At 52.2% G+C, this 19,598-nt stretch carries 21 protein-coding genes and 1 pseudogene; 5 read left to right on the top strand and 17 right to left on the bottom strand.

Annotated elements, in window-relative coordinates:
• Positions 1–37: 37 nt before the first annotated feature.
• From pcm to cysD, 10 genes are all read right to left on the bottom strand, one after another.
• A complete protein-coding gene (gene pcm, locus C1192_RS21920; protein ID WP_000254703.1) occupies positions 38–664 on the bottom strand; it encodes a protein-L-isoaspartate O-methyltransferase in 627 nt (208 codons plus the stop codon).
• Complete coding sequence (gene surE, locus C1192_RS21915; protein ID WP_001516955.1) at positions 658–1,419, bottom strand: 5'/3'-nucleotidase SurE; 762 nt, start codon at positions 1,417–1,419, stop codon at positions 658–660. The genes pcm and surE overlap by 7 nt, the downstream gene beginning before the upstream one ends.
• The gene (truD, locus tag C1192_RS21910) at positions 1,400–2,449 is read right to left on the bottom strand and encodes a tRNA pseudouridine(13) synthase TruD (RefSeq protein WP_038355897.1); all 1,050 of its coding nucleotides are present in this window, start codon (positions 2,447–2,449) and stop codon (positions 1,400–1,402) included. The genes surE and truD overlap by 20 nt, the downstream gene beginning before the upstream one ends.
• The gene (ispF, locus tag C1192_RS21905; RefSeq protein WP_001219242.1) at positions 2,446–2,925 is read right to left on the bottom strand and encodes a 2-C-methyl-D-erythritol 2,4-cyclodiphosphate synthase; all 480 of its coding nucleotides are present in this window, start codon (positions 2,923–2,925) and stop codon (positions 2,446–2,448) included. The genes truD and ispF overlap by 4 nt, the downstream gene beginning before the upstream one ends.
• A complete protein-coding gene (ispD, locus tag C1192_RS21900) occupies positions 2,925–3,635 on the bottom strand; it encodes a 2-C-methyl-D-erythritol 4-phosphate cytidylyltransferase (protein ID WP_038355896.1) in 711 nt (236 codons plus the stop codon). Before ispD ends, ispF begins: the two co-directional genes overlap by 1 nt.
• Before the next feature lie 18 nt (positions 3,636–3,653).
• Positions 3,654–3,965: a cell division protein FtsB gene (ftsB, locus tag C1192_RS21895; RefSeq protein WP_000517476.1), complete on the bottom strand. Its 312-nt coding sequence runs from the start codon at positions 3,963–3,965 to the stop codon at positions 3,654–3,656.
• Between the two features lie 193 nt (positions 3,966–4,158).
• Complete coding sequence (locus C1192_RS21890; protein ID WP_001246116.1) at positions 4,159–4,482, bottom strand: DUF3561 family protein; 324 nt, start codon at positions 4,480–4,482, stop codon at positions 4,159–4,161.
• Between the two features lie 49 nt (positions 4,483–4,531).
• Positions 4,532–5,137, bottom strand: coding sequence for an adenylyl-sulfate kinase (gene cysC / locus C1192_RS21885; protein WP_001173652.1), 606 nt, complete (start codon positions 5,135–5,137; stop codon positions 4,532–4,534).
• Positions 5,137–6,564, bottom strand: coding sequence for a sulfate adenylyltransferase subunit CysN (gene cysN / locus C1192_RS21880; protein ID WP_038355895.1), 1,428 nt, complete (start codon positions 6,562–6,564; stop codon positions 5,137–5,139). The genes cysC and cysN overlap by 1 nt, the downstream gene beginning before the upstream one ends.
• Position 6,565: 1 nt before the next feature.
• The gene (gene cysD, locus C1192_RS21875; RefSeq protein ID WP_001072281.1) at positions 6,566–7,474 is read right to left on the bottom strand and encodes a sulfate adenylyltransferase subunit CysD; all 909 of its coding nucleotides are present in this window, start codon (positions 7,472–7,474) and stop codon (positions 6,566–6,568) included.
• Positions 7,475–7,725: 251 nt separating this feature from the next.
• Here cysD and iap point away from each other — a divergent pair, with 251 nt between their 5' ends.
• Positions 7,726–8,763: an alkaline phosphatase isozyme conversion aminopeptidase gene (iap, locus tag C1192_RS21870; protein ID WP_000490394.1), complete on the top strand. Its 1,038-nt coding sequence runs from the start codon at positions 7,726–7,728 to the stop codon at positions 8,761–8,763.
• Positions 8,764–8,879: 116 nt separating this feature from the next.
• On the opposite strand, the gene C1192_RS21865 is transcribed toward iap, so the two are convergent.
• The 4 genes from C1192_RS21865 to cysJ all read right to left on the bottom strand — a co-directional run bounded on the left by C1192_RS21865 (position 8,880) and on the right by cysJ (position 13,620).
• The gene (locus C1192_RS21865; RefSeq protein ID WP_000956462.1) at positions 8,880–9,032 is read right to left on the bottom strand and encodes a Hok/Gef family protein; all 153 of its coding nucleotides are present in this window, start codon (positions 9,030–9,032) and stop codon (positions 8,880–8,882) included.
• Positions 9,033–9,295: 263 nt separating this feature from the next.
• Positions 9,296–10,030 (bottom strand): phosphoadenosine phosphosulfate reductase, encoded by a 735-nt coding sequence (gene cysH, locus C1192_RS21855; RefSeq protein ID WP_001516956.1) that lies wholly within the window; start codon positions 10,028–10,030, stop codon positions 9,296–9,298.
• Between the two features lie 84 nt (positions 10,031–10,114).
• A complete protein-coding gene (gene cysI / locus C1192_RS21850; RefSeq protein WP_038355894.1) occupies positions 10,115–11,827 on the bottom strand; it encodes an assimilatory sulfite reductase (NADPH) hemoprotein subunit in 1,713 nt (570 codons plus the stop codon).
• The gene (gene cysJ, locus C1192_RS21845) at positions 11,827–13,620 is read right to left on the bottom strand and encodes an NADPH-dependent assimilatory sulfite reductase flavoprotein subunit (RefSeq protein WP_016249126.1); all 1,794 of its coding nucleotides are present in this window, start codon (positions 13,618–13,620) and stop codon (positions 11,827–11,829) included. The genes cysI and cysJ overlap by 1 nt, the downstream gene beginning before the upstream one ends.
• Positions 13,621–13,935: 315 nt before the next feature.
• On the opposite strand from cysJ, the gene queD reads away from it, so the two are divergent.
• The 4 genes from queD to C1192_RS21825 all read left to right on the top strand — a co-directional run bounded on the left by queD (position 13,936) and on the right by C1192_RS21825 (position 16,493).
• Positions 13,936–14,301 (top strand): 6-carboxytetrahydropterin synthase QueD, encoded by a 366-nt coding sequence (gene queD / locus C1192_RS21840; protein ID WP_001329795.1) that lies wholly within the window; start codon positions 13,936–13,938, stop codon positions 14,299–14,301.
• A 77-nt stretch (positions 14,302–14,378) separates the two neighbouring features.
• The gene (locus C1192_RS21835) at positions 14,379–15,650 is read left to right on the top strand and encodes an FAD-dependent oxidoreductase (protein WP_016249127.1); all 1,272 of its coding nucleotides are present in this window, start codon (positions 14,379–14,381) and stop codon (positions 15,648–15,650) included.
• Positions 15,641–15,901: a ferredoxin family protein gene (locus C1192_RS21830; RefSeq protein WP_000109517.1), complete on the top strand. Its 261-nt coding sequence runs from the start codon at positions 15,641–15,643 to the stop codon at positions 15,899–15,901. The genes C1192_RS21835 and C1192_RS21830 overlap by 10 nt, the downstream gene beginning before the upstream one ends.
• A gap of 16 nt (positions 15,902–15,917) precedes the next feature.
• Entirely contained in the window at positions 15,918–16,493 is a 576-nt protein-coding gene (locus tag C1192_RS21825; protein ID WP_038355893.1) for a glycerol-3-phosphate responsive antiterminator, read from the top strand.
• A gap of 128 nt (positions 16,494–16,621) precedes the next feature.
• Here C1192_RS21825 and C1192_RS21820 read toward each other — a convergent pair.
• The 3 genes and pseudogenes from C1192_RS21820 to C1192_RS21810 all read right to left on the bottom strand — a co-directional run bounded on the left by C1192_RS21820 (position 16,622) and on the right by C1192_RS21810 (position 19,562).
• Positions 16,622–17,471: pseudogene (locus C1192_RS21820) on the bottom strand (FAD-binding protein).
• On the bottom strand, positions 17,468–18,247 hold the full coding sequence (locus C1192_RS21815; RefSeq protein ID WP_038355892.1) for an adenine nucleotide alpha hydrolase family protein: 780 nt from the start codon (positions 18,245–18,247) through the stop codon (positions 17,468–17,470). The pseudogene C1192_RS21820 and the gene C1192_RS21815 overlap by 4 nt, the downstream one beginning before the upstream one ends.
• Positions 18,225–19,562 (bottom strand): MFS transporter, encoded by a 1,338-nt coding sequence (locus C1192_RS21810; protein WP_024191904.1) that lies wholly within the window; start codon positions 19,560–19,562, stop codon positions 18,225–18,227. The genes C1192_RS21815 and C1192_RS21810 overlap by 23 nt, the downstream gene beginning before the upstream one ends.
• Positions 19,563–19,598 lie beyond the last annotated feature (36 nt).

The following is a 19,598-nucleotide window of genomic DNA, read 5'->3' as shown; positions in this document are numbered from 1 at the left end:
AAAATAACCAGGAAAATTCCAGGTATTTCCTCGCACTTTAAGCCAGCTCCCCCTTCACTAAGGGAACAAAGCGCACGGCCTCTACGGTATCGATAATAAATTCGCCCCCGCGACGACGCACCCGCTTCAAATACTGGTGCTCTTCCCCTACCGGCAAGACGAGAATCCCGCCTTCATCCAGTTGCGTCATTAGTGCAGTAGGAATTTCGGGCGGTGCTGCCGTTACAATGATAGCGTCAAACGGCGCACGTGCTTGCCAACCTTGCCATCCATCGCCGTGACGGGTTGAAACATTATGTAAATCAAGATTTTTCAGGCGGCGACGCGCCTGCCACTGCAATCCTTTAATCCGTTCAACCGAACATACATGCTGGACAAGATGTGCCAGGATTGCCGTTTGATAGCCCGAACCGGTGCCGATTTCCAGCACCCGCGACTGCGGCGTCAGTTCGAGTAATTCGGTCATTCGCGCCACCATGTACGGCTGCGAAATTGTCTGCCCCTGACCTATCGGCAACGCGATATTGTCCCAGGCTTTTTGTTCAAACGCTTCATCAATGAATTTTTCACGCGGCACGGCGGCAAGTGCGTTCAACACCTGCTCATCCTGAATACCTTGCGCACGTAATTGATCCAGAAGTGCTTGTACGCGTCTGCTTACCATTGCGTGCCAACTCCCACGCTGTTTAACCAGTCTGAAACCACATCTTGCGCGTTGTGCGCGGTTAAATCTACATGCAGCGGCGTGATGGAGACATAGCCTTCATCTACCGCAGCAAAATCAGTCCCCGGACCGGCATCGCACTTACCGCCCGGCGGGCCAATCCAGTACAGCGTATTACCGCGCGGATCCTGTTGCGGGATAACTTGATCTGCCGGATGTCGTGTACCGCAGCGAGTGACGCGGATACCTTTAATCTGATCCAGCGGTAAATCCGGGACGTTAATATTGAGAATACGCCCGGTGCGCAGCGGCTCTTTGCACAGTGCGCGCAAAATAGAACAGGTTACCGCCGCAGCAGTGTCATAATGCTTATGCCCGTCAAGCGAGACGGCCAGCGCTGGAAAACCTAAATGACGGCCTTCCATCGCGGCTGCCACCGTACCGGAATAGATAACATCATCACCCAGATTCGGCCCGGCGTTAATGCCCGAAACCACAATATCCGGACGCGGACGCATCAGTGCATTCACACCAAGATATACACAATCGGTCGGGGTTCCCATTTGCACGGCGATATCACCATTTTCAAAGGTAAACGTGCGCAGGGAGGATTCCAGTGTCAGAGAATTTGAAGCGCCGCTGCGGTTACGATCGGGGGCAACCACCTGAACGTCAGCAAACTCACGCAAGGCTTTCGCCAGCGTTTGTATACCGGGTGCATGTACCCCGTCATCATTACTCAGCAATATGCGCATAATCACCTGTTGTGTTGATAAGTTCCCTGACAACGCTGGTTGCAAAACTTCCCGCCGGAAGCCAGAAACGGATTTCTACGGTGACGTCATCCCACCAGTTCCAGCTTAATTGTTGTGGATATAACAGCATCGCTCTGCGCGCGGCGTCTACTTTTTCGCGTACCAGTAATGCTTGCAATTCAGTTTCGTCGGCAACCGCCGCTTGTTCGAATGCCAGCGCCTCACGCTGGGTTCCCCACTCGCCGCTACCGGGCAAAGCAGCGGTAATCATCAGCTCTTTATCGTTGACGCGACGCTGTAATTTCGCCATTTCATCGTTAGTAGCAACAAACCAGCTACCACGCCCGGCTAATTGTAGCGCATCGCCGTCAACAACTTGATTAACGTCCGCTTTTTTGAGGCGCTCAGCAACAATCTGATTAAACAACGCACTACGGGCTGCCGACAACCAAAAACTGCGTTTATTGCGATCGCGCACCGGAGTATTCGTTTGCGCCCAGCGCAGCGCTCCCTGCAAGTTACTGCCGCCAATACCAAAACGTTGCGCACCAAAGTAGTTCGGTACACCTTTCACGCAAATATCGATCAGACGCTGTTCAACGTCATCGCGATTGCTCACTTCGCGTAGCACCAGGGTAAAGGCGTTACCTTTCAGCGCCCCTAAACGCAGCTTACGCTTGTGCCGCGCATACTCCAGCACCTGGCAACCTTCCAGTTGAAACGCACTCAGATCAGGCATTTCTTTGCCCGGTACACGCGCGCATAACCACTGTTCCGTAACGGCATGTTTGTCTTTCTGCCCCGCGAAGCTGACTTCACGAGCATGAATTTTCAGGAATTTTGCCAGTGCGTCCGCCACAAACCGGGTATTGCAACCGTTTTTAAGCACCCGCACCAGAATATGCTCACCTTCACCATCAGGCTCAAAGCCTAAATCTTCCACCACCACAAAGTCTTCCGGGTTGGCTTTCAGCAGCCCGGTGCCTTGCGGTTTGCCGTGGAGGTAAGTGAGATTATCAAACTCAATCATTTTGTTGCCTTAATGAGTAGCGCCACTGCTTCACAGGCAATCCCTTCCCCACGTCCGGTAAATCCAAGTTTTTCCGTGGTGGTGGCTTTCACGTTAACATCATCCATATGGCAGCCGAGATCTTCGGCAATAAACACGCGCATTTGTGGAATGTGCGGCAACATCTTCGGTGCCTGAGCGATGATAGTGACATCAACGTTGCCGAGGGTATACCCCTTCGCCTGAATGCGTCGCCAGGCTTCGCGTAGCAGCTCGCGGCTATCGGCACCTTTAAATGCCGGATCGGTATCCGGAAACAGCTTGCCGATATCCCCCAGCGCCGCGGCACCAAGTAGTGCATCGGTCAGCGCATGCAGCGCCACGTCGCCATCAGAATGCGCCAACAGCCCTTTTTCGTAAGGAATGCGCACGCCACCAATGATAATTGGGCCTTCGCCACCAAAGGCGTGTACATCAAAACCGTGTCCAATTCGCATTATGTATTCTCCTGATGGATGGTTCGGGTGAAGTAAAATTCAGCAAGCGCCAAATCTTCCGGGCGCGTGACTTTAATGTTATCCGCACGGCCTTCGACAAGCTGCGGATGAAAACCGCAATATTCCAGCGCCGAGGCTTCATCGGTAATGGTTGCGCCTTCATTTAAAGCACGCGTCAGGCAGTCATATAACAGCTCTCGAGGGAAAAATTGCGGCGTCAGCGCGTGCCATAAACCGTTGCGATCAACGGTATGTGCAATGGCATTTTTATCAGGTTCGGCGCGTTTCATGGTATCGCGCACCGGAGCGGCAAGAATCCCCCCCGTGCGGCTGGTTTCGCTCAGAGTTAACAGCCGTGCAAGATCATCCTGATGCAGGCAAGGACGAGCGGCGTCATGCACCAACACCCACTGCGCGTCGCCAGCAGCTTTCAGTCCTGCCAGCACAGAATCGGCACGCTCTTCACCACCATCAACAACAGTGATTTGCGGATGATTCGCCAGAGAAAGTTGTGCAAAACGACTATCGCCCGGGCTTATTGCAATGACGACACGCGTCACCCGGGGATGCGCCAGGAGCGCATACACCGAGTGTTCAAGAATGGTTTGATTACCTATTGAGAGATATTGCTTAGGACATTCCGTTTGCATTCGGCGGCCAAATCCGGCCGCCGGAACCACGGCGCAAACATCCAAATGAGTGGTTGCCATGTTAATTCCTGGGCTGATTTATCGATTGTTTTGCCCCGCAGACTGCGCGCGCTTCGACGCGTCAGGCACCAGACGATAAAAAGTTTCGCCCGGCCTGGTCATGCTGAGTTCATTACGCGCACGCTCTTCGAGCGCCTCCTGGCCGCCATTGAGATCGTCAATTTCGGCAAAAAGCTGATCGTTTCGCGCTTTAAGTTTCGCGTTTGTAGCTTGCTGTGCCGCCACATCATCATTGACGCGGGTATAGTCATGTATACCGTTCTTACCGAACCACAGCGAATACTGTAGCCAGACCAGAATAGCCAGCAACAGCAGCGTTAGTTTACCCATCCTGCCCCCTGAAAAACGGCATCATCATCCCATGCATCCGAAGACGACTCTACATCCTCTGTTGGGGATACCGCGACAACGCGGGCAAATGTACCACATTTGTCCATTGTTACGTATACCCAGGGCGTGCAGAACATAATCTCATTATTGGTTACGGTTTGAATTATGAACAGACCAGACGGGAAAGAACAAATTAGCCCAGCAACCACATAAACAGTGCGGCAAACATAATGCCGACTGTCACCAGGGTGAAAACAATGCTGTAGCGTAGCTTTCCGTCCATCAATGAATGCAGCGCAATACCCACCACCACCGCGACGGGCATCAGCGCCAGAAAGAAAGGCCAGGTATAGATAAAGAAGAACAGCGTGTTAGAGCCATAAATCAACATCGGTATCGCCAGCGCGCACAGCCAGGAGACAAAACCGACCACGGCCCCTGACAGCGACCATGTGGTTTCTTCATCTTCGGTAAGGCTTTCGCTATTTGTTAGTGTAATGTTATGGCTATTACGCATATCGGATCCTGTTACTTTGACGAACCGGGCATGTAAACCCGGCGGTGTCTCAGGATCTGATAATATCGTTCTGTCTCAGTAGATCTAATAATTGCTGAACCAAATTTGTTACCAATTGTTCACCATTGAGATGAATTTCTGCTGATTCAGGCGCTTCGTAAACGGCATCTATCCCCGTAAAGTTACGCAGTTCACCGGCACGCGCTTTTTTATATAAACCTTTTGGATCGCGAGCTTCACAAATCGCCAACGGCGTATCGACAAACACTTCGATAAACCGCCCTTCTCCTACACGTTCGCGAACCATCTGACGTTCAGCGCGATGTGGTGAGATAAACGCAGTCAGCACTACCAGACCGGCTTCAACCATTAAATTCGCCACTTCGCCAACCCGACGGATATTTTCTTTACGATCGGCATCGCTAAAACCGAGATCGCTGCATAAACCGTGGCGAACGTTGTCGCCATCCAGCAAATACGTGCTGACGCCAAGTTTATGCAGCGCCTCCTCCAGCGCCCCGGCAACTGTCGATTTCCCTGAACCAGAGAGGCCGGTAAACCACAACACAACACCACGATGCCCGTGGTGTTGCTCGCGCTGTTGTGGAGTCACCGGATGGCTATGCCAGACGACGTTTTCGTCATGCAGCGCCATTATTTACCTCCCAGCAAATCGCGCGCGCCCCAGTGTAGGAAGTGGCGACGTACCAACGCATTCAGTTCCAGCTCAAATGCGCTAAATTCTGATGGCGCAACGGCAGCCTCATTTTTCGGCTCATGCACCATACCGGCACCAACGGTCACGTTGCTCAGGCGATCGATAAAAATCAGCCCACCAGTTACCGGATTTTGTTGATAACGATCTAACACTAGCGGCTCATCAAAAGTGAGATCCACCAGACCAATGCCGTTCAGCGGCAGATTTTCAACTTCACGCTGGTTAAGGTTATTAATATCAATCTGATAATGAATGTCATCAACACGAGCACGCGTCTTCTTCCCGGCAATTTTGATGTCGTAACTCTGCCCTGGGGAAAGCGGTTGTTCCGCCATCCATACCACATCCACTGACGCGCACTGCACCGTCGACAACGCTTCATCTGCTGCCAGCAGCAAATCGCCACGACTGATGTCGATCTCATCCGTCAGCACCAGGGTGATCGCTTCTCCGGCAAAGGCGTCTTCGCGATCGCCATCAAACGTGACGATCCGCGCAATATTTGACTCAACACCAGAGGGGAGCACTTTGACATGTTGCCCGACTTTCACGCTGCCAGAGGCCAGCGTTCCTGCGTAGCCTCGAAAATCAAGATTCGGGCGGTTAACGTACTGCACCGGGAAGCGCATTGGCTGGTCATCAACCACTCGCTGAATCTCAACGGTTTCCAGCACTTCCAGCAGTGTCGGGCCGCTGTACCACGGCATACTTTCACTTTGCGAAGCAACATTATCGCCTTCCAGCGCGGAGAGCGGCACAAAGCGGATATCCAGATTGCCCGGCAGTTGCCCGGCAAAGGTCAGATAATCTTCACGAATGCGGGTGAACGTTTCTTCGCTGTAATCCACCAGATCCATCTTGTTGATCGCCACTACCAGATGTTTGATCCCCAGAAGCGTGGAGATAAAACTGTGACGACGGGTTTGATCAAGCACACCTTTACGGGCGTCGATCAATAAGATCGCCAGATCACACGTCGACGCGCCGGTCGCCATATTGCGGGTGTACTGCTCGTGCCCTGGGGTGTCGGCAATAATAAATTTGCGTTTTTCGGTGGAGAAATAACGGTAAGCCACGTCAATGGTGATGCCTTGTTCACGCTCAGCCTGCAGGCCATCCACCAGCAGCGCCAGATCCAGTTTTTCACCCTGGGTGCCGTGGCGTTTACTGTCGTTATGCAGCGATGAGAGCTGATCTTCGTAGATCTGGCGGGTATCGTGCAACAGGCGACCTATCAGGGTACTTTTGCCGTCATCAACGCTGCCACAGGTCAGAAAACGCAGCAGGCTTTTGTGTTGTTGCGCGATCATCCAGGCTTCGACGCCGCCTTCATTGGCGATTTGTTGTGCAAGTGCGGTGTTCATCTTAAAAATACCCCTGACGTTTTTTCAGCTCCATAGAACCGGACTGGTCGCGGTCAATCACACGGCCCTGACGTTCGCTGGTAGTGGAAACCAGCATCTCTTCGATGATCTCGGGCAGTGTTTGCGCATTTGACTCTACTGCGCCGGTCAGCGGCCAGCAGCCCAGCGTACGGAAACGCACCATCCGTTTTTTAATCACTTCGCCGGGTTGCAGGTCGATACGGTTGTCATCAATCATCATCAACATACCGTCGCGTTCCAGAACCGGACGTTCAGCAGCAAGATACAGCGGAACAATGTCGATATTTTCCAGCCAGATGTATTGCCAGATATCCTGCTCGGTCCAGTTAGAGAGTGGGAAGACGCGGATACTTTCGCCTTTGTTAATCTGCCCGTTGTAGTTATGCCACAGCTCCGGACGCTGGTTTTTCGGATCCCAGCGATGGAAACGGTCACGGAAAGAGTAGATACGTTCTTTAGCGCGGGATTTCTCTTCATCGCGGCGCGCGCCGCCGAAGGCAGCATCAAAACCATATTTGTTCAGCGCCTGTTTCAGGCCTTCGGTTTTCATGATGTCAGTGTGTTTGGCGCTGCCGTGAACGAATGGATTAATCCCCATCGCCACACCTTCTGGATTTTTATGCACCAACAGCTCGCAGCCGTAGGCTTTTGCCGTACGATCGCGAAATTCATACATCTCACGGAATTTCCAGCCGGTATCAACATGCAGCAACGGGAAAGGCAGCGAACCTGGATAAAACGCCTTGCGCGCCAGATGTAGCATGACGCTGGAATCTTTGCCGATGGAGTAGAGCATCACCGGATTTGAGAATTCTGCCGCCACCTCGCGAATGATGTGGATGCTTTCCGCCTCCAGTTGCCGCAGGTGAGTCAGTCGTTTTTGGTTCATAACCGTTCCTTTGCAATACTGCTATTTGCTTGCCATCAGATATTCCGACTATAGGGAGCGTAAGAGTGCGAATGAAATTACCAATTAGAATGAGTAGTTCCTTAACGGAATAACGATTTGGCAAAGCTAATATCAAAAAGTGCTTAAGGCTCCGGATTTCGGGCATTTAGGAAGATTTGAAATTGTTTTAGTGCAGCGGCAGTTTCATACTATGGCGGTAAAAAAATTTGCATGGTATTTAAGGACTCACTATGTTTTCCGCATTGCGCCACCGTACCGCTGCCCTGGCGCTCGGCGTATGCTTTATTCTCCCCGTACACGCCTCGTCACCTAAACCTGGCGATTTTGCTAATACACAGGCGCGACACATTGCCACTTTCTTTCCGGGGCGAATGACCGGAACACCCGCAGAAATGTTATCTGCCGATTATATCCGGCAACAGTTTCAGCAAATGGGTTATCGCAGTGATATCCGGACATTTAATGGCCGATATATTTATACCGCCCGCGATAACCACAAAAACTGGCATAACGTGACAGGAAGTACGGTGATTGCCGCTCATGAAGGCAAAGCACCGCAGCAGATCATTATCATGGCGCATCTGGATACCTACGCCCCACAGAGCGACGCGGATGCCGATGCCAATCTCGGCGGGCTGACATTACAAGGTATGGATGATAACGCCGCAGGTTTGGGGGTCATGCTGGAGCTGGCAGAACGCCTGAAAAATACGCCAACCGAATATGGTATTCGTTTTGTGGCGACCAGTGGTGAAGAGGAAGGGAAATTAGGCGCTGAGAATTTACTCAAACGAATGAGTGACGCCGAAAAGAAAAATACTCTGCTGGTGATTAATCTCGATAACTTAATTGTCGGTGATAAATTGTATTTCAACAGTGGCGTAAAAACCCCCGAAGCAGTAAGGAAATTAACGCGCGATCGAGCGCTGGCAATTGCCCGCAGTCATGGAATTGCCGCGACGACCAATCCTGGTTTGAATAAAAATTATCCAAAAGGCACCGGGTGTTGTAATGACGCTGAAGTTTTTGACAAAGCCGGTATTGCTGTACTTTCGGTAGAAGCAACAAACTGGAATCTGGGAAATAAAGATGGTTATCAGCAACGCGCAAAAACAGCCGCATTCCCCGCAGGAAATAGCTGGCATGACGTAAGACTGGATAATCAACAGCATATTGATAAGGCACTTCCAGGAAGAATAGAACGCCGCTGCCGTGATGTTATGCGGATAATGCTGCCACTGGTGAAGGAACTGGCGAAGGCGTCTTGATGGGTTTGAGCTGATTCCCCATGACTGTGAGGAGTCAATTCTGCCTATAAAAAAATAGGGGGCAGGAGGCCAAACTATAACAATTCAATACGCGGGGTTTCACCCCCGCGTGGTGGCTACTTCTTCGGTTCGTAAGCGAGAACAGCCTTAAACTCCATACCACGTTCTCTGATATTCAACTCACACAACGAGTCGTCTACCATCAGCGTGAATCCCAGTACTGTACAACACAGCACTATGACTGCCACAAGGGCATATTTTGTTAGCATGTCTTGCCTCTCTGCAAAGAAGAGACTAGCATTCGAATTGTTGGGTTCGAACGTAGGCCTCAGGTGGATAGAAATATCGCCTGGGGCTTTTGTCCATCTGGAACCTCGCGAATGCTTAACGCCAGACAGCCTCAAGCACCCGACGCCATTCTATACCTGTTGATTCTCCTTGCGACGTTCTCGTTTAAAGGCCAGAATGCTGCTCGTAAAATAAAAACGCCCCCATCATTTCTGACAGAGGCGTTTAATTTATCCGGAAATATTTACCCTTCGTGTAATCCACATTCCCTTTTTAAGCCAAAGAAGCGCGTTTCTTCTTCGGCCATGCCGGGTTCCCATTTACGGGTTGTATGGGTGTCGCCAACCGATAAATATCCTTCGTCCCATAATGGGTGATATTTCAGGCCATGTTTTTGCAGGTACTGATAAATAGTTCGGTTATCCCAGTCGATAATCGGCAGCACTTTAAATACGCCACGCTGGATAGCCAGCACTGGTAAATTGGCACGGCTGCCAGATTGCTCACGGCGCAGACCAGCAAACCACGTTTGCGCGTTAAGTTCTTTCAGTGCACGGTTCATGGGTTCGACTTTGTTGATCTCATTGTACTTTTCAATGCCTTCAACACCCTGCTCCCACAGTTTGCCATAGCGTGCCTCCTGCCAGGCGGCGCTTTCAGTGGCACGGTACACTTTCAGGTTGAGTTTAAGTTTGTCCGTTAACTCGTCAATAAAGCGGTAGGTTTCCGGAAACAGATAACCAGTATCGGTAAGAATCACCGGGATATTCGGGCAGATCTGGTTCACCAGATGCAGGCTGACTGCCGCCTGAATGCCAAAGCTGGAAGAGAGCACGTATTCGCCGGGCAGATTCTCCAACGCCCAGGCAACGCGGCCTTCAGCGTCCAGTTTTTCCAGTTGAGCGTTGGTTTGTGCCAGAGCCAGAATGCGCTCTACCTTCGGCAGTTCATTCAGGTCGTTTAGATCAAGTCTGGACATAGATTCCTCACTGTTTGCCTTGCCTGATGCGACGCTTATGCGTCTTATCAGGCCTACAAAACCGAGCAGACGCAGCGATTTATGTTAATCCCACAAATCGCGAGCCGGATCGAGCACCGGGCGAATGATGCCCGCACGCACCGTAAAGTCACCGAAGCCTTCACCCGCTTCGCGCTCTTTCGCCCAGCGCCCTATCAGTTCATCAAGCGACGCCAGGATTTCCGGCTCGGTGATGTTTTCTTTATACATCCGTGGGATACGTGTCCCCATACGGTTGCCGCCAAGATGCAGGTTGTAGCGCCCCGGCGCTTTACCCACCAGACCAACTTCTGCCAGCATCGCCCGGCCACAGCCGTTCGGGCATCCCGTCACACGCATTACGATATGCTCATCGCTGATGCCATGTTTCGCCATTAAGTTATCGATGTTGTCGATAAACGAGGGCAGGAAACGTTCGGCTTCCGCCATCGCCAGCGGACAGGTCGGGAATGACACACATGCCATTGAGTTTTCACGCTGTGGTGTGACGGCATTCATCAACCCGCTCTCTTTGGCGATCTTCTCGATCTTCGCTTTTTCACTTTCCGGTACACCCGCGATAATCAGGTTCTGGTTCGCCGTAATGCGGAAATCGCCTTTGTGGATCTTTGCGATCTCCAGCAGACCGGTTTTCAGCGGACGCCCCGGATAATCGAGAATACGACCATTTTCGATAAACAGCGTCAGGTGCCAGTTATCATCGATATCCTTAACCCAGCCGATGCGATCGCCGCGTCCGGTAAATTCATACGGGCGGATCGGTTCGAACTTGATCCCCGCGCGACGTTCAACTTCCGCCTTAAACGTCTCTACCCCCACGCGTTCCAGCGTGTATTTGGTTTTGGCATTTTTACGGTCAGTACGATTACCCCAGTCACGCTGAGTCGTAACCACAGCTTCCGCCACTGCCAGCGTATGCTCAAGTGGCAGATAACCAAACTCGCTCGCCGTGCGGGCATAGGTTTTTTTATTGCCGTGTTCCATAGAAAGGCCGCCACCCACCAGCAGGTTGAAGCCCACCAGCTTGCCGTTTTCCGCGATAGCCACAAAGTTCATGTCGTTGGCGTGCAGATCGATATCGTTCTGCGGCGGAATAACCACCGTCGTTTTGAACTTACGCGGCAGATAGGTCTGCCCGAGGATCGGTTCTTCATCAGTGGTAGCAACTTTCTCCTGATCGAGCCAGATCTCCGCATAGGCGCGGGTACGCGGCAACAGATGTTCAGAGATCTTCTTCGCCCACTCATAGGCTTCCGCGTGCAACTGTGACTCGTACGGATTCGAGGTGCACAGCACGTTACGGTTCATGTCGTTGGCGGTCGCCAGCGCATCAAGACCGACTGAGTGCAACATTTGGTGTGCAGGTTTGACGTTCTTTTTCAGAATACCGTGGAACTGGAAGGTCTGACGGTTGGTCAGGCGAATGCTACCGTAAATGGTGTTTTCCACTGCAAATTTGTCGATCGCCAGCCACTGTTTGGTGGTGATAACGCCACCCGGCAGGCGGCAGCGGAGCATCATGGCGTGACACGGCTCCAGCTTCTGTTCAGCTCGTTCGGCGCGAATGTCGCGGTCATCCTGCTGATACATGCCGTGGAAGCGGATCAGCAGGAAGTTATCGCCCTTAAACCCGCCAGTCAGGCCATCATTCAAATCTTCGGCAATCGTGCCGCGCAGAAAGTTGCTTTCAAGCTTCATGCGCTCGGCGTCTGCCAGTTTACCTTCGACCACTAAAGGCCCTGGATGTTTTTCGCTCATTAGTAGACATCTCGCTGATAACGGCGCTCTACGCGCAGCTCACTTAAAAATTCATCCGCCGCTTCAGTGTCCATGCCACCAAATTCGGCAATCACTTCCAGAAGTGCCTGTTCAACGTCTTTCGCCATGCGATTAGCGTCGCCGCAAACATAAATGTGGGCACCGTCATTGATCCAGCGCCACAGCTCTGCCCCCTGTTCACGCAGTTTGTCTTGTACGTAAATTTTTTCTTTTTGATCGCGTGACCAGGCCAGATCGATACGCGTCAGCACGCCCTCTTTGACATAACGCTGCCATTCCACCTGGTAGAGGAAATCTTCCGTAAAGTGCGGATTGCCGAAGAACAACCAGTTTTTGCCCGGCGCTTCGTCGGCAGCACGCTGCTGCATAAAGGCGCGGAATGGCGCGATACCGGTGCCAGGGCCAATCATAATCACCGGGGTTTCCGGGTTAGCTGGCAGGCGGAAGTTGTCGTTATGTTCGATAAAGACGCGAACTTCGCCCTCTTCTCCCACGCGATCCGCGAGGAAGCTGGAGGCACCACCGGCACGGGCACGGCCTTCCACGTCATAACGCACAACGCCGACAGTAACGTGCACTTCACTCTCGACTTCCGCCTGCGATGAGGCGATGGAATAAAGGCGCGGCGTCAGCGGACGCAAAATACTGATGAACGCATCAGCGTCCAGTTGTGCCGGAGAGAAACGCAACATATCGACAATCGGCGTCGTCGCAGCGTAATACTGCAACTTCGTTTTATCGCCCACCAGCGGCAGCAGCGTTTCGCTGCGCGTTAAGGTGGCGTAATTTTCAACAATGTTCGCGGTGTTGACGGTCAGTTCAAAATGCCACTGTAAGGCTTCCGCCAGCGGCAGCGTTTTGCCCTCGACAGTGACGGGTTCATCGCCTTTCAGCCACAGCAGTTCGACAATCTCTTTTACCAGTGCCGGATCGTTCTGATACCAGACGCCCAGCGCATCGCCCGGCTGATAGCGCAGGCCTGAGTCACCTAAATCGATCTCAATATGGCGAACGTCTTTTTCAGAGTTACGTCCAGTGATTTTCTGGTTAACAGAGAGGCTCGCCACCAGCGGCGCTTCTTTACTATACGGACTGGTGTGGATTTCATTCACCGCGCCAGTGGCGACGGATGTCGAAGGTGCTGCGACAGGCGCGCGCGATTTCAGTACATCAACTACATGGGCGCGCCATTCGCTGGCGGCTGCCTGATATTCAACATCGGCATCGACCCGGTCGAGCAGGCGTTCGCCGCCCAGTTCAGCCAGTTTGCTGTCGAAATCTTTACCGGACTGGCAGAAAAACTCATAAGAGGTGTCACCGAGGCTAAACACAGCAAAAGCGGTGTTTTCCAGTTTCGGCGCTTTTTTGGAGAACAGAAACTTGTGCAGCGCGACGGCTTCTTCCGGCGGTTCCCCTTCACCTTGTGTTGAAGTCACCACGATAAGCAGTTTTTCGCTGGCGATTTGTTTGAATTTATAGTCGCCTGCGTTCACCAGCTTAGCGTTCAGTTTTGCCGCTAATAAGTCGTCACGTAATGCTTCAGCGACCCGGCGAGCATTACCCGTTTGCGAGGCGGAGATGATGGTGATACCCGGCATTTCTGCGGCTGGTGTAGCGGCAAGTGTACCTGGCTGCTGGTTAAGCATTCCCCAGAAATAACCAGATACCCACGCAAGCTGGGTCGGTGTCAAATCAGTAGTGGCTGCCTGAAGGCGAGCCAGTTGCTCCGGGTTCAGCGGAAGCAAAGCGGAAGGAGGGACCTGTGTCGTCATGCGTCGTTATGTTCCAGTAAGCAAAGCTGTTTATCGGCCCTGTCAGCGCCCATAAAACAGAAGAGAAGGTAAGGTTAACGGCGCGAAGGGGGTGGATTAAAGACGGGATAGCGATAACTAATAACCAAATCGACTAACCTGTTTTAGCAATAGTCTTTAACAACAAAATAGATTTATTAACTCAATGAAAAATAGATAAATATCGACCGCAATTAAGATAAATCGGTCATTTTGCGCAACAAACCCGTTTTTGGTAATGCGAAAAAACAGGCTTTCCGGTACTCTACGGCGGTTTTATCGTCCAGTAGAGAAATTATGATGTCCACCACGTTATTTAAAGATTTCACCTTCGAAGCCGCTCACCGCTTACCACACGTCCCAGAAGGGCATAAATGTGGTCGCCTGCACGGGCATTCTTTTATGGTGCGCCTGGAAATTACCGGGGAAGTCGATCCGCATACGGGCTGGATTATCGATTTCGCTGAACTGAAAGCGGCGTTTAAACCGACTTACGATCGTCTCGACCACTATTATCTCAATGATATACCCGGCCTGGAAAACCCGACCAGCGAAGTTTTAGCAAAATGGATTTGGGATCAAGTTAAACCCGTTGTACCACTATTAAGCGCTGTGATGGTGAAAGAAACCTGCACCGCAGGCTGCATCTATCGCGGTGAATAATCAGAGTGTGTCGGCGGTCAATTTCCCTTAAGTAACGCTATGTTAGGGTGTTGTGCTCTGGATATCTGGGGCATGACATGGAAGACGACTGCGACATTATTATTATTGGTGCCGGTATTGCGGGCACCGCTTGTGCGTTACGCTGCGCGCGAGCGGGATTATCTGTTCTGTTACTGGAACGCGCTGAAATCCCTGGCAGCAAAAACCTTTCCGGCGGGCGGTTATATACCCATGCGCTCGCGGAACTCCTCCCTCAATTTCACCTGACCGCGCCCCTTGAGCGACGTATCACTCACGAAAGCCTTTCTCTGTTAACGCCCGATGGCGCAACGACGTTTTCCAGCTTACAACCCGGTGGTGAATCCTGGAGCGTATTACGCGCACGATTCGATCCGTGGCTGGTTGCCGAAGCTGAAAAAGCAGGAGTTGAGTGTATTCCCGGCGCAACAGTAGACGCGTTATATGAAGAAAACAGCAGAGTGTGTGGCGTTATCTGTGGTGATGATATTCTCCGCGCCCGTTATGTTGTGCTGGCGGAAGGGGCCAATAGTGTGCTGGCAGAACATCACGGGTTAGTTACCCGTCCTGCTGGCGAATCGATGGCGTTAGGGATCAAAGAAGTGCTGTCGCTGGAAACGCCCATTATTGAAGCGCGTTTTCATCTGGAAAACAACGAAGGTGCAGCGATACTGTTCAGCGGGGAAATCTGTGATGACCTGCCAGGCGGTGCATTTCTTTATACCAATCAGCAAACGCTCTCTTTGGGGATTGTTTGCCCGCTCTCTTCCCTTGCACAAAACCGCGTTCCGGCAAGCGAGTTGCTGGCTCGTTTTAAGACACATCCGGCAGTAAGACCTCTCATTAAAAACAGTGAAACGCTGGAATACGGTGCACATCTGGTGCCGGAAGGCGGTTTACGCAATATGCCCGTGCAGTTCGCCGGTAACGGCTGGCTGCTGGTGGGCGATGCGTTGCGCAGTTGCGTCAATACTGGAATTTCAGTGCGAGGCATGGATATGGCGTTCATTGGCGCACAGGCAGCAGCACAAACACTGATTAGCGCCTGCCAGCAACGCGAGCCGCAAAATCTGTTCCCGATTTATCATCACAACGTAGAACACAGTTTGCTGTGGGATGTTCTACAACGTTATCAGCATGTTCCGGCGCTTTTGCAACGCCCTGGCTGGTATCGGACGTGGCCTGCGTTAATGCAGGATATTTCCCGCGACTTATGGGATCAGGGAGATAAACCTGTTCCACCACTTCGCCAGTTGCTCTGGCGTCATTTACGTCGTCACGGCCTGTGGCATCTGGCGGGCGATGTTATCAGGAGTCTGCGATGTCTGTAGCCCGTAATCTCTGGCGTGCTGCTGATGCGCCACACATTGTTCCGGTTGACCCCGTTGAGCGCCAGACAGCAGAACGGTTGATTAATGCCTGCCCGGCAGGTCTTTTTTCGCTCACGCCGGAAGGCGACTTGCGTATTGATTATCGCAGTTGCCTGGAGTGCGGCACCTGCCGTTTGTTATGCGATGAAAAAACACTACAACAGTGGCGCTATCCGCCTTCTGGATTCGGCATCACCTACCGCTTTGGATAAATAATAAGGATAATTTATGCCCCTCTTACACCTGCTCCGTCAGAATCCGGTGATTGCTGCCGTTAAAGATAATGCCAGCCTGCAACTGGCCATTAATTCTGAATGCCAGTTTATTTCCGTGCTGTACGGCAATATCTGCACCATCAGCAATATCGTCAAAAAGATTAAAAACGCCGGGAAATATGCCTTTATTCATGTCGATTTGCTGGAAGGCGCGTCAAATAAAGAGGTGGTGATTCAGTTTTTGAAACTGGTGACCGAAGCAGACGGCATTATCAGCACTAAAGCGTCGATGCTGAAAGCTGCCAGAGCAGAAGGTTTTTTCTGTATTCATCGCCTGTTTATTGTCGATTCGATTTCGTTTCACAATATTGATAAGCAGGTTGCGCAATCGAACCCAGATTGCATTGAGATCCTGCCTAGCTGTATGCCCAAAGTGCTGGGCTGGGTGACGGAGAAAATCCGCCAACCGCTGATTGCTGGTGGGCTGGTGTGCGATGAAGAAGATGCGCGTAATGCAATTGACGCCGGTGTCGTGGCGCTTTCTACTACTAATACCCGCGTCTGGACGTTAGCGAAAAAATTGCTTTAACGGGATAAACGTAACGAATTGAATTTGTGTGATTTGTAGGCCACATCCGGCATTCAACGCCTGATGCGACGCTAACGCGTCTTATCAGGCCTACAAGTCCCTGACCCAGAACCGCATCCGCCAGTACGTTATTGGCAATCTGCGTGAATATTTGTCACCAGTGCCTCCAGCACCGCTTTCCAGTCATCCACCACGCCAACATCTGCCTGTGAAAAAACAGCCGCGCTGGCGTCATGATTCACAGCCACCACAAACTGGCTATTACGCACACCTGCCATTAACGCTGCCGCGCCGGACGCCCCGGCAACAATGCAAATCTCTGGCGCCAGCAAGTGCCCGGAAATTCCAATCACTTTTTCCGCATCAAAACCACCATTCATCACTCGCGCCCGACTGTAGCCCACTTCGGCGCCCAGCTTTTCAGCCAGCGTAGCGATGTCATGGCTATCAGCCTCGCCGCCCTGCCCTACCACCAGCACCCGTCTGGCTTCTACTAATGGGTCACGGGTAGTATTTTTCAGGTTTTCGATGCTAACAAACCAGTCTGGAAGTGCGCCGGGGACAATGTTTAGTTGCTGCATACCAGATGGCAACATTGCGTTTTTCGCAGCTCCGGCCTGGCGCGCCAGAGAAAGGCATAGCGGACGTTTTTCTGTTTGCAGCGTCGCCGTCAGCGCATTTCCCCAGTGGGATTTGCGCACGCTTGCTGTCGGTATATCCAACGAAATGATCTGGCAGATGCTGGTGCCATGTAAACGCCAGGCCAGTCGGGTCGCCAGACGCCCCCGGAGGGAAGAGCACAAATTCCGCAGGTGTTCGCTGCCACTGTTCCACGAGCGCATCCAGCACCTGTTCCGCCACTACGGGCTGAGGTTCAATCTGCCAGTGCGTCAGTGTACAACCGCTGAAATCCTGTTCTGCCAGCCAGCCTGCGATAGCTGCATTGTCCTGATTTATTGTCACTATTACGACATTCATGGCTGCATCCTCTGGCGCAAATAATCCCGCCACAGTATTTGTGTTTTTTCTTCTGCTGTTTGCCCATCAATCAACGTCGCGCCACGTCGTTGCTCCGGCCTTTCCAGTTGCAGGCACTGTATCGCTGACGATTCGGCGGCGAGAGTTTCGCGTAAAATTTCCACTTTCCCTGCCGCCATACGCTGGCGCATTCCCGGTACAGGCAAAGCGACTTCGCCACACTGGCGCACGGCAATGACCGCAGGCAAGCGTACCCGGCAACAGCGCAGCCCGTTTTCAGTACGCTGTTCGAGAGTGATAAATGGCGCGTCGAGTGTGAAACGCTCCACCTGGGTAAAACAGGGCCAGGCCAGTATTTCCGCCAGCAAAAACGGCGTTTGCCCGTTCTGCCCCTCGCTGCTTTGGCAGCCGGTAATAATCAGCTCCATCGGATTCTGGTGCTGCCATTCGGCAATATGGCGAGCAACAAATTCCGGCGCAAAACGCAGATCTGCCGCAGTCTCCAGCAATACTGCTTCCTCAAACCCGAGAGCCGTGAAATAGCGAAGCCAATGCAACGCCCGTTCATCCCCCATGCTCAACGCGGTTAAAGTCATCGGCGTGCCGCTTTTTCTCTGCGCCAATAGAATTGCGGCGGCGGCCTGTTCATCAGCACCGGGTAAACTTCGCAACAGTGAAACATCCGGCCCATAATTTGCCGTAGCAGCAGCCTGCCACTCTTTTTCCGCCAGCATTCCGGCATCCGGTTCGGCTTTAAACGCTAACAGAATGTTCATTCGCACCTCCGACATTTCCCGCCGCAACCAGCGGGAGAGCTTTAGTTTCTGGAGCCCATAGCCAGGTCACAACAAAACCAACCAATAGCACGATGGCCAGTAACAATAAGGTGGCCTGCATTCCCCACTGCGCCAGAACCCACGGCAACAAACCGGTGCTAATTGCCGCGCCAAGTCTACTCATGGCGGTCGCAAAACCGACGCCCAGAGAGCGGATATCAGTAGGAAAACTTTCGGCAGGTAGAATGCCAACCAGATTGCTGACCGCCGAAATGGTGGTGCTGAAGAGAATAAAAAGCAGTAGCGTTAACGAACTGCCGGAAGGCAAACAGGCCATCACCATCAGCGTGGCCGCCAGCAGCAAAAAGCTCCCCAGTAAAAATTTGCGATGGGCTAACAAGTGGGTCAACACTAACCCTAATAACGCGCCAACAATTAACAAGGCATTGAGCATCAGGCTGGCGGTCAGCGCATCTTCCAGACCAATAGTCTGGGCGATAGTCGGCAGCCAGGTATAAATCACAAACCACGGGATCACGAGGCAGACAAAGAACACGCTGTTAAATACCGTGCGCCGCCAGTAACGCGAAGAGAACAAGGTTTTGATGTGCTTAGTGGTGGCCGTTGCCACTTCATCGCCCAGTAATACATGAGAGCCAAAGTAACGATGCACAATGGCATGAGCTTCTGCAAAACGCCCCTGTCGCAGCAGCCAGCGCGGCGATTCCGGTGTGCCCCAACGTAACAACGTAATCAACAGCGCGGGCAGAGCTGTTGATGCCAAAAGCCATCGCCAGGCCTCCGGACTTTCTGAAATAAAGTGATGTCCGGCAATACTTGCCAGCACATAACCCACCGTCCACACCACGCTGAACGCGCCCAGCAAAATACCGCGGTGGCGGCGCGGGGAAAATTCTGCCAGCAAGGTATGCCCCACAGAGTAATCACCACCCAGCCCAATGCCGATCAAAATGCGCAAACCAATCAGGTGCTCCGGCGTGGTGGCAAAATATTGTAAAAACGAAGCGAGCGTAATCAGCAAAAAGCTGAAAGTGAAGATTTTTTGCCGCCCGATATGGTCGGAGATCCAGCCCAAAACCAGGCTGCCGATAAACAGGCCAAGTAGCGCTGAGCCACCAATCATTCCCGCCATAAACGGTGTCAGTTGCATGGCTGGAGTAAGCTGAATAATGGCGTAACCAATGACGCCGAGGACATAACCGTCAGTCAGGTGCGCGCCGAAAGTAAGCGCAGCAATGCGACAGTGAAAACGGTTAAGTGGTAAATCATCCATTCGCACCGGTGAAGTGTTCATCTTTACCCCTTCATTGTCCGGTAATAAGAACGGCTT

Source organism: Escherichia marmotae (assembly GCF_002900365.1).
GTDB lineage: Bacteria > Pseudomonadota > Gammaproteobacteria > Enterobacterales > Enterobacteriaceae > Escherichia > Escherichia marmotae.
This window is presented reverse-complemented; position numbering and strand designations above follow the sequence as displayed.

Coding starts and splice junctions, on each gene's coding strand:
- pcm (WP_000254703.1), bottom strand. CDS start 664: ATGGTAAGCAGACGCGTACAAGCACTTCTGGATCAATTACGTGCGCAA.
- surE (WP_001516955.1), bottom strand. CDS start 1,419: ATGCGCATATTGCTGAGTAATGATGACGGGGTACATGCACCCGGTATA.
- truD (WP_038355897.1), bottom strand. CDS start 2,449: ATGATTGAGTTTGATAATCTCACTTACCTCCACGGCAAACCGCAAGGC.
- ispF (WP_001219242.1), bottom strand. CDS start 2,925: ATGCGAATTGGACACGGTTTTGATGTACACGCCTTTGGTGGCGAAGGC.
- ispD (WP_038355896.1), bottom strand. CDS start 3,635: ATGGCAACCACTCATTTGGATGTTTGCGCCGTGGTTCCGGCGGCCGGA.
- ftsB (WP_000517476.1), bottom strand. CDS start 3,965: ATGGGTAAACTAACGCTGCTGTTGCTGGCTATTCTGGTCTGGCTACAG.
- C1192_RS21890 (WP_001246116.1), bottom strand. CDS start 4,482: ATGCGTAATAGCCATAACATTACACTAACAAATAGCGAAAGCCTTACC.
- cysC (WP_001173652.1), bottom strand. CDS start 5,137: ATGGCGCTGCATGACGAAAACGTCGTCTGGCATAGCCATCCGGTGACT.
- cysN (WP_038355895.1), bottom strand. CDS start 6,564: ATGAACACCGCACTTGCACAACAAATCGCCAATGAAGGCGGCGTCGAA.
- cysD (WP_001072281.1), bottom strand. CDS start 7,474: ATGAACCAAAAACGACTGACTCACCTGCGGCAACTGGAGGCGGAAAGC.
- iap (WP_000490394.1), top strand. CDS start 7,726: ATGTTTTCCGCATTGCGCCACCGTACCGCTGCCCTGGCGCTCGGCGTA.
- C1192_RS21865 (WP_000956462.1), bottom strand. CDS start 9,032: ATGCTAACAAAATATGCCCTTGTGGCAGTCATAGTGCTGTGTTGTACA.
- cysH (WP_001516956.1), bottom strand. CDS start 10,030: ATGTCCAGACTTGATCTAAACGACCTGAATGAACTGCCGAAGGTAGAG.
- cysI (WP_038355894.1), bottom strand. CDS start 11,827: ATGAGCGAAAAACATCCAGGGCCTTTAGTGGTCGAAGGTAAACTGGCA.
- cysJ (WP_016249126.1), bottom strand. CDS start 13,620: ATGACGACACAGGTCCCTCCTTCCGCTTTGCTTCCGCTGAACCCGGAG.
- queD (WP_001329795.1), top strand. CDS start 13,936: ATGATGTCCACCACGTTATTTAAAGATTTCACCTTCGAAGCCGCTCAC.
- C1192_RS21835 (WP_016249127.1), top strand. CDS start 14,379: ATGGAAGACGACTGCGACATTATTATTATTGGTGCCGGTATTGCGGGC.
- C1192_RS21830 (WP_000109517.1), top strand. CDS start 15,641: ATGTCTGTAGCCCGTAATCTCTGGCGTGCTGCTGATGCGCCACACATT.
- C1192_RS21825 (WP_038355893.1), top strand. CDS start 15,918: ATGCCCCTCTTACACCTGCTCCGTCAGAATCCGGTGATTGCTGCCGTT.
- C1192_RS21815 (WP_038355892.1), bottom strand. CDS start 18,247: ATGAACATTCTGTTAGCGTTTAAAGCCGAACCGGATGCCGGAATGCTG.
- C1192_RS21810 (WP_024191904.1), bottom strand. CDS start 19,562: ATGAACACTTCACCGGTGCGAATGGATGATTTACCACTTAACCGTTTT.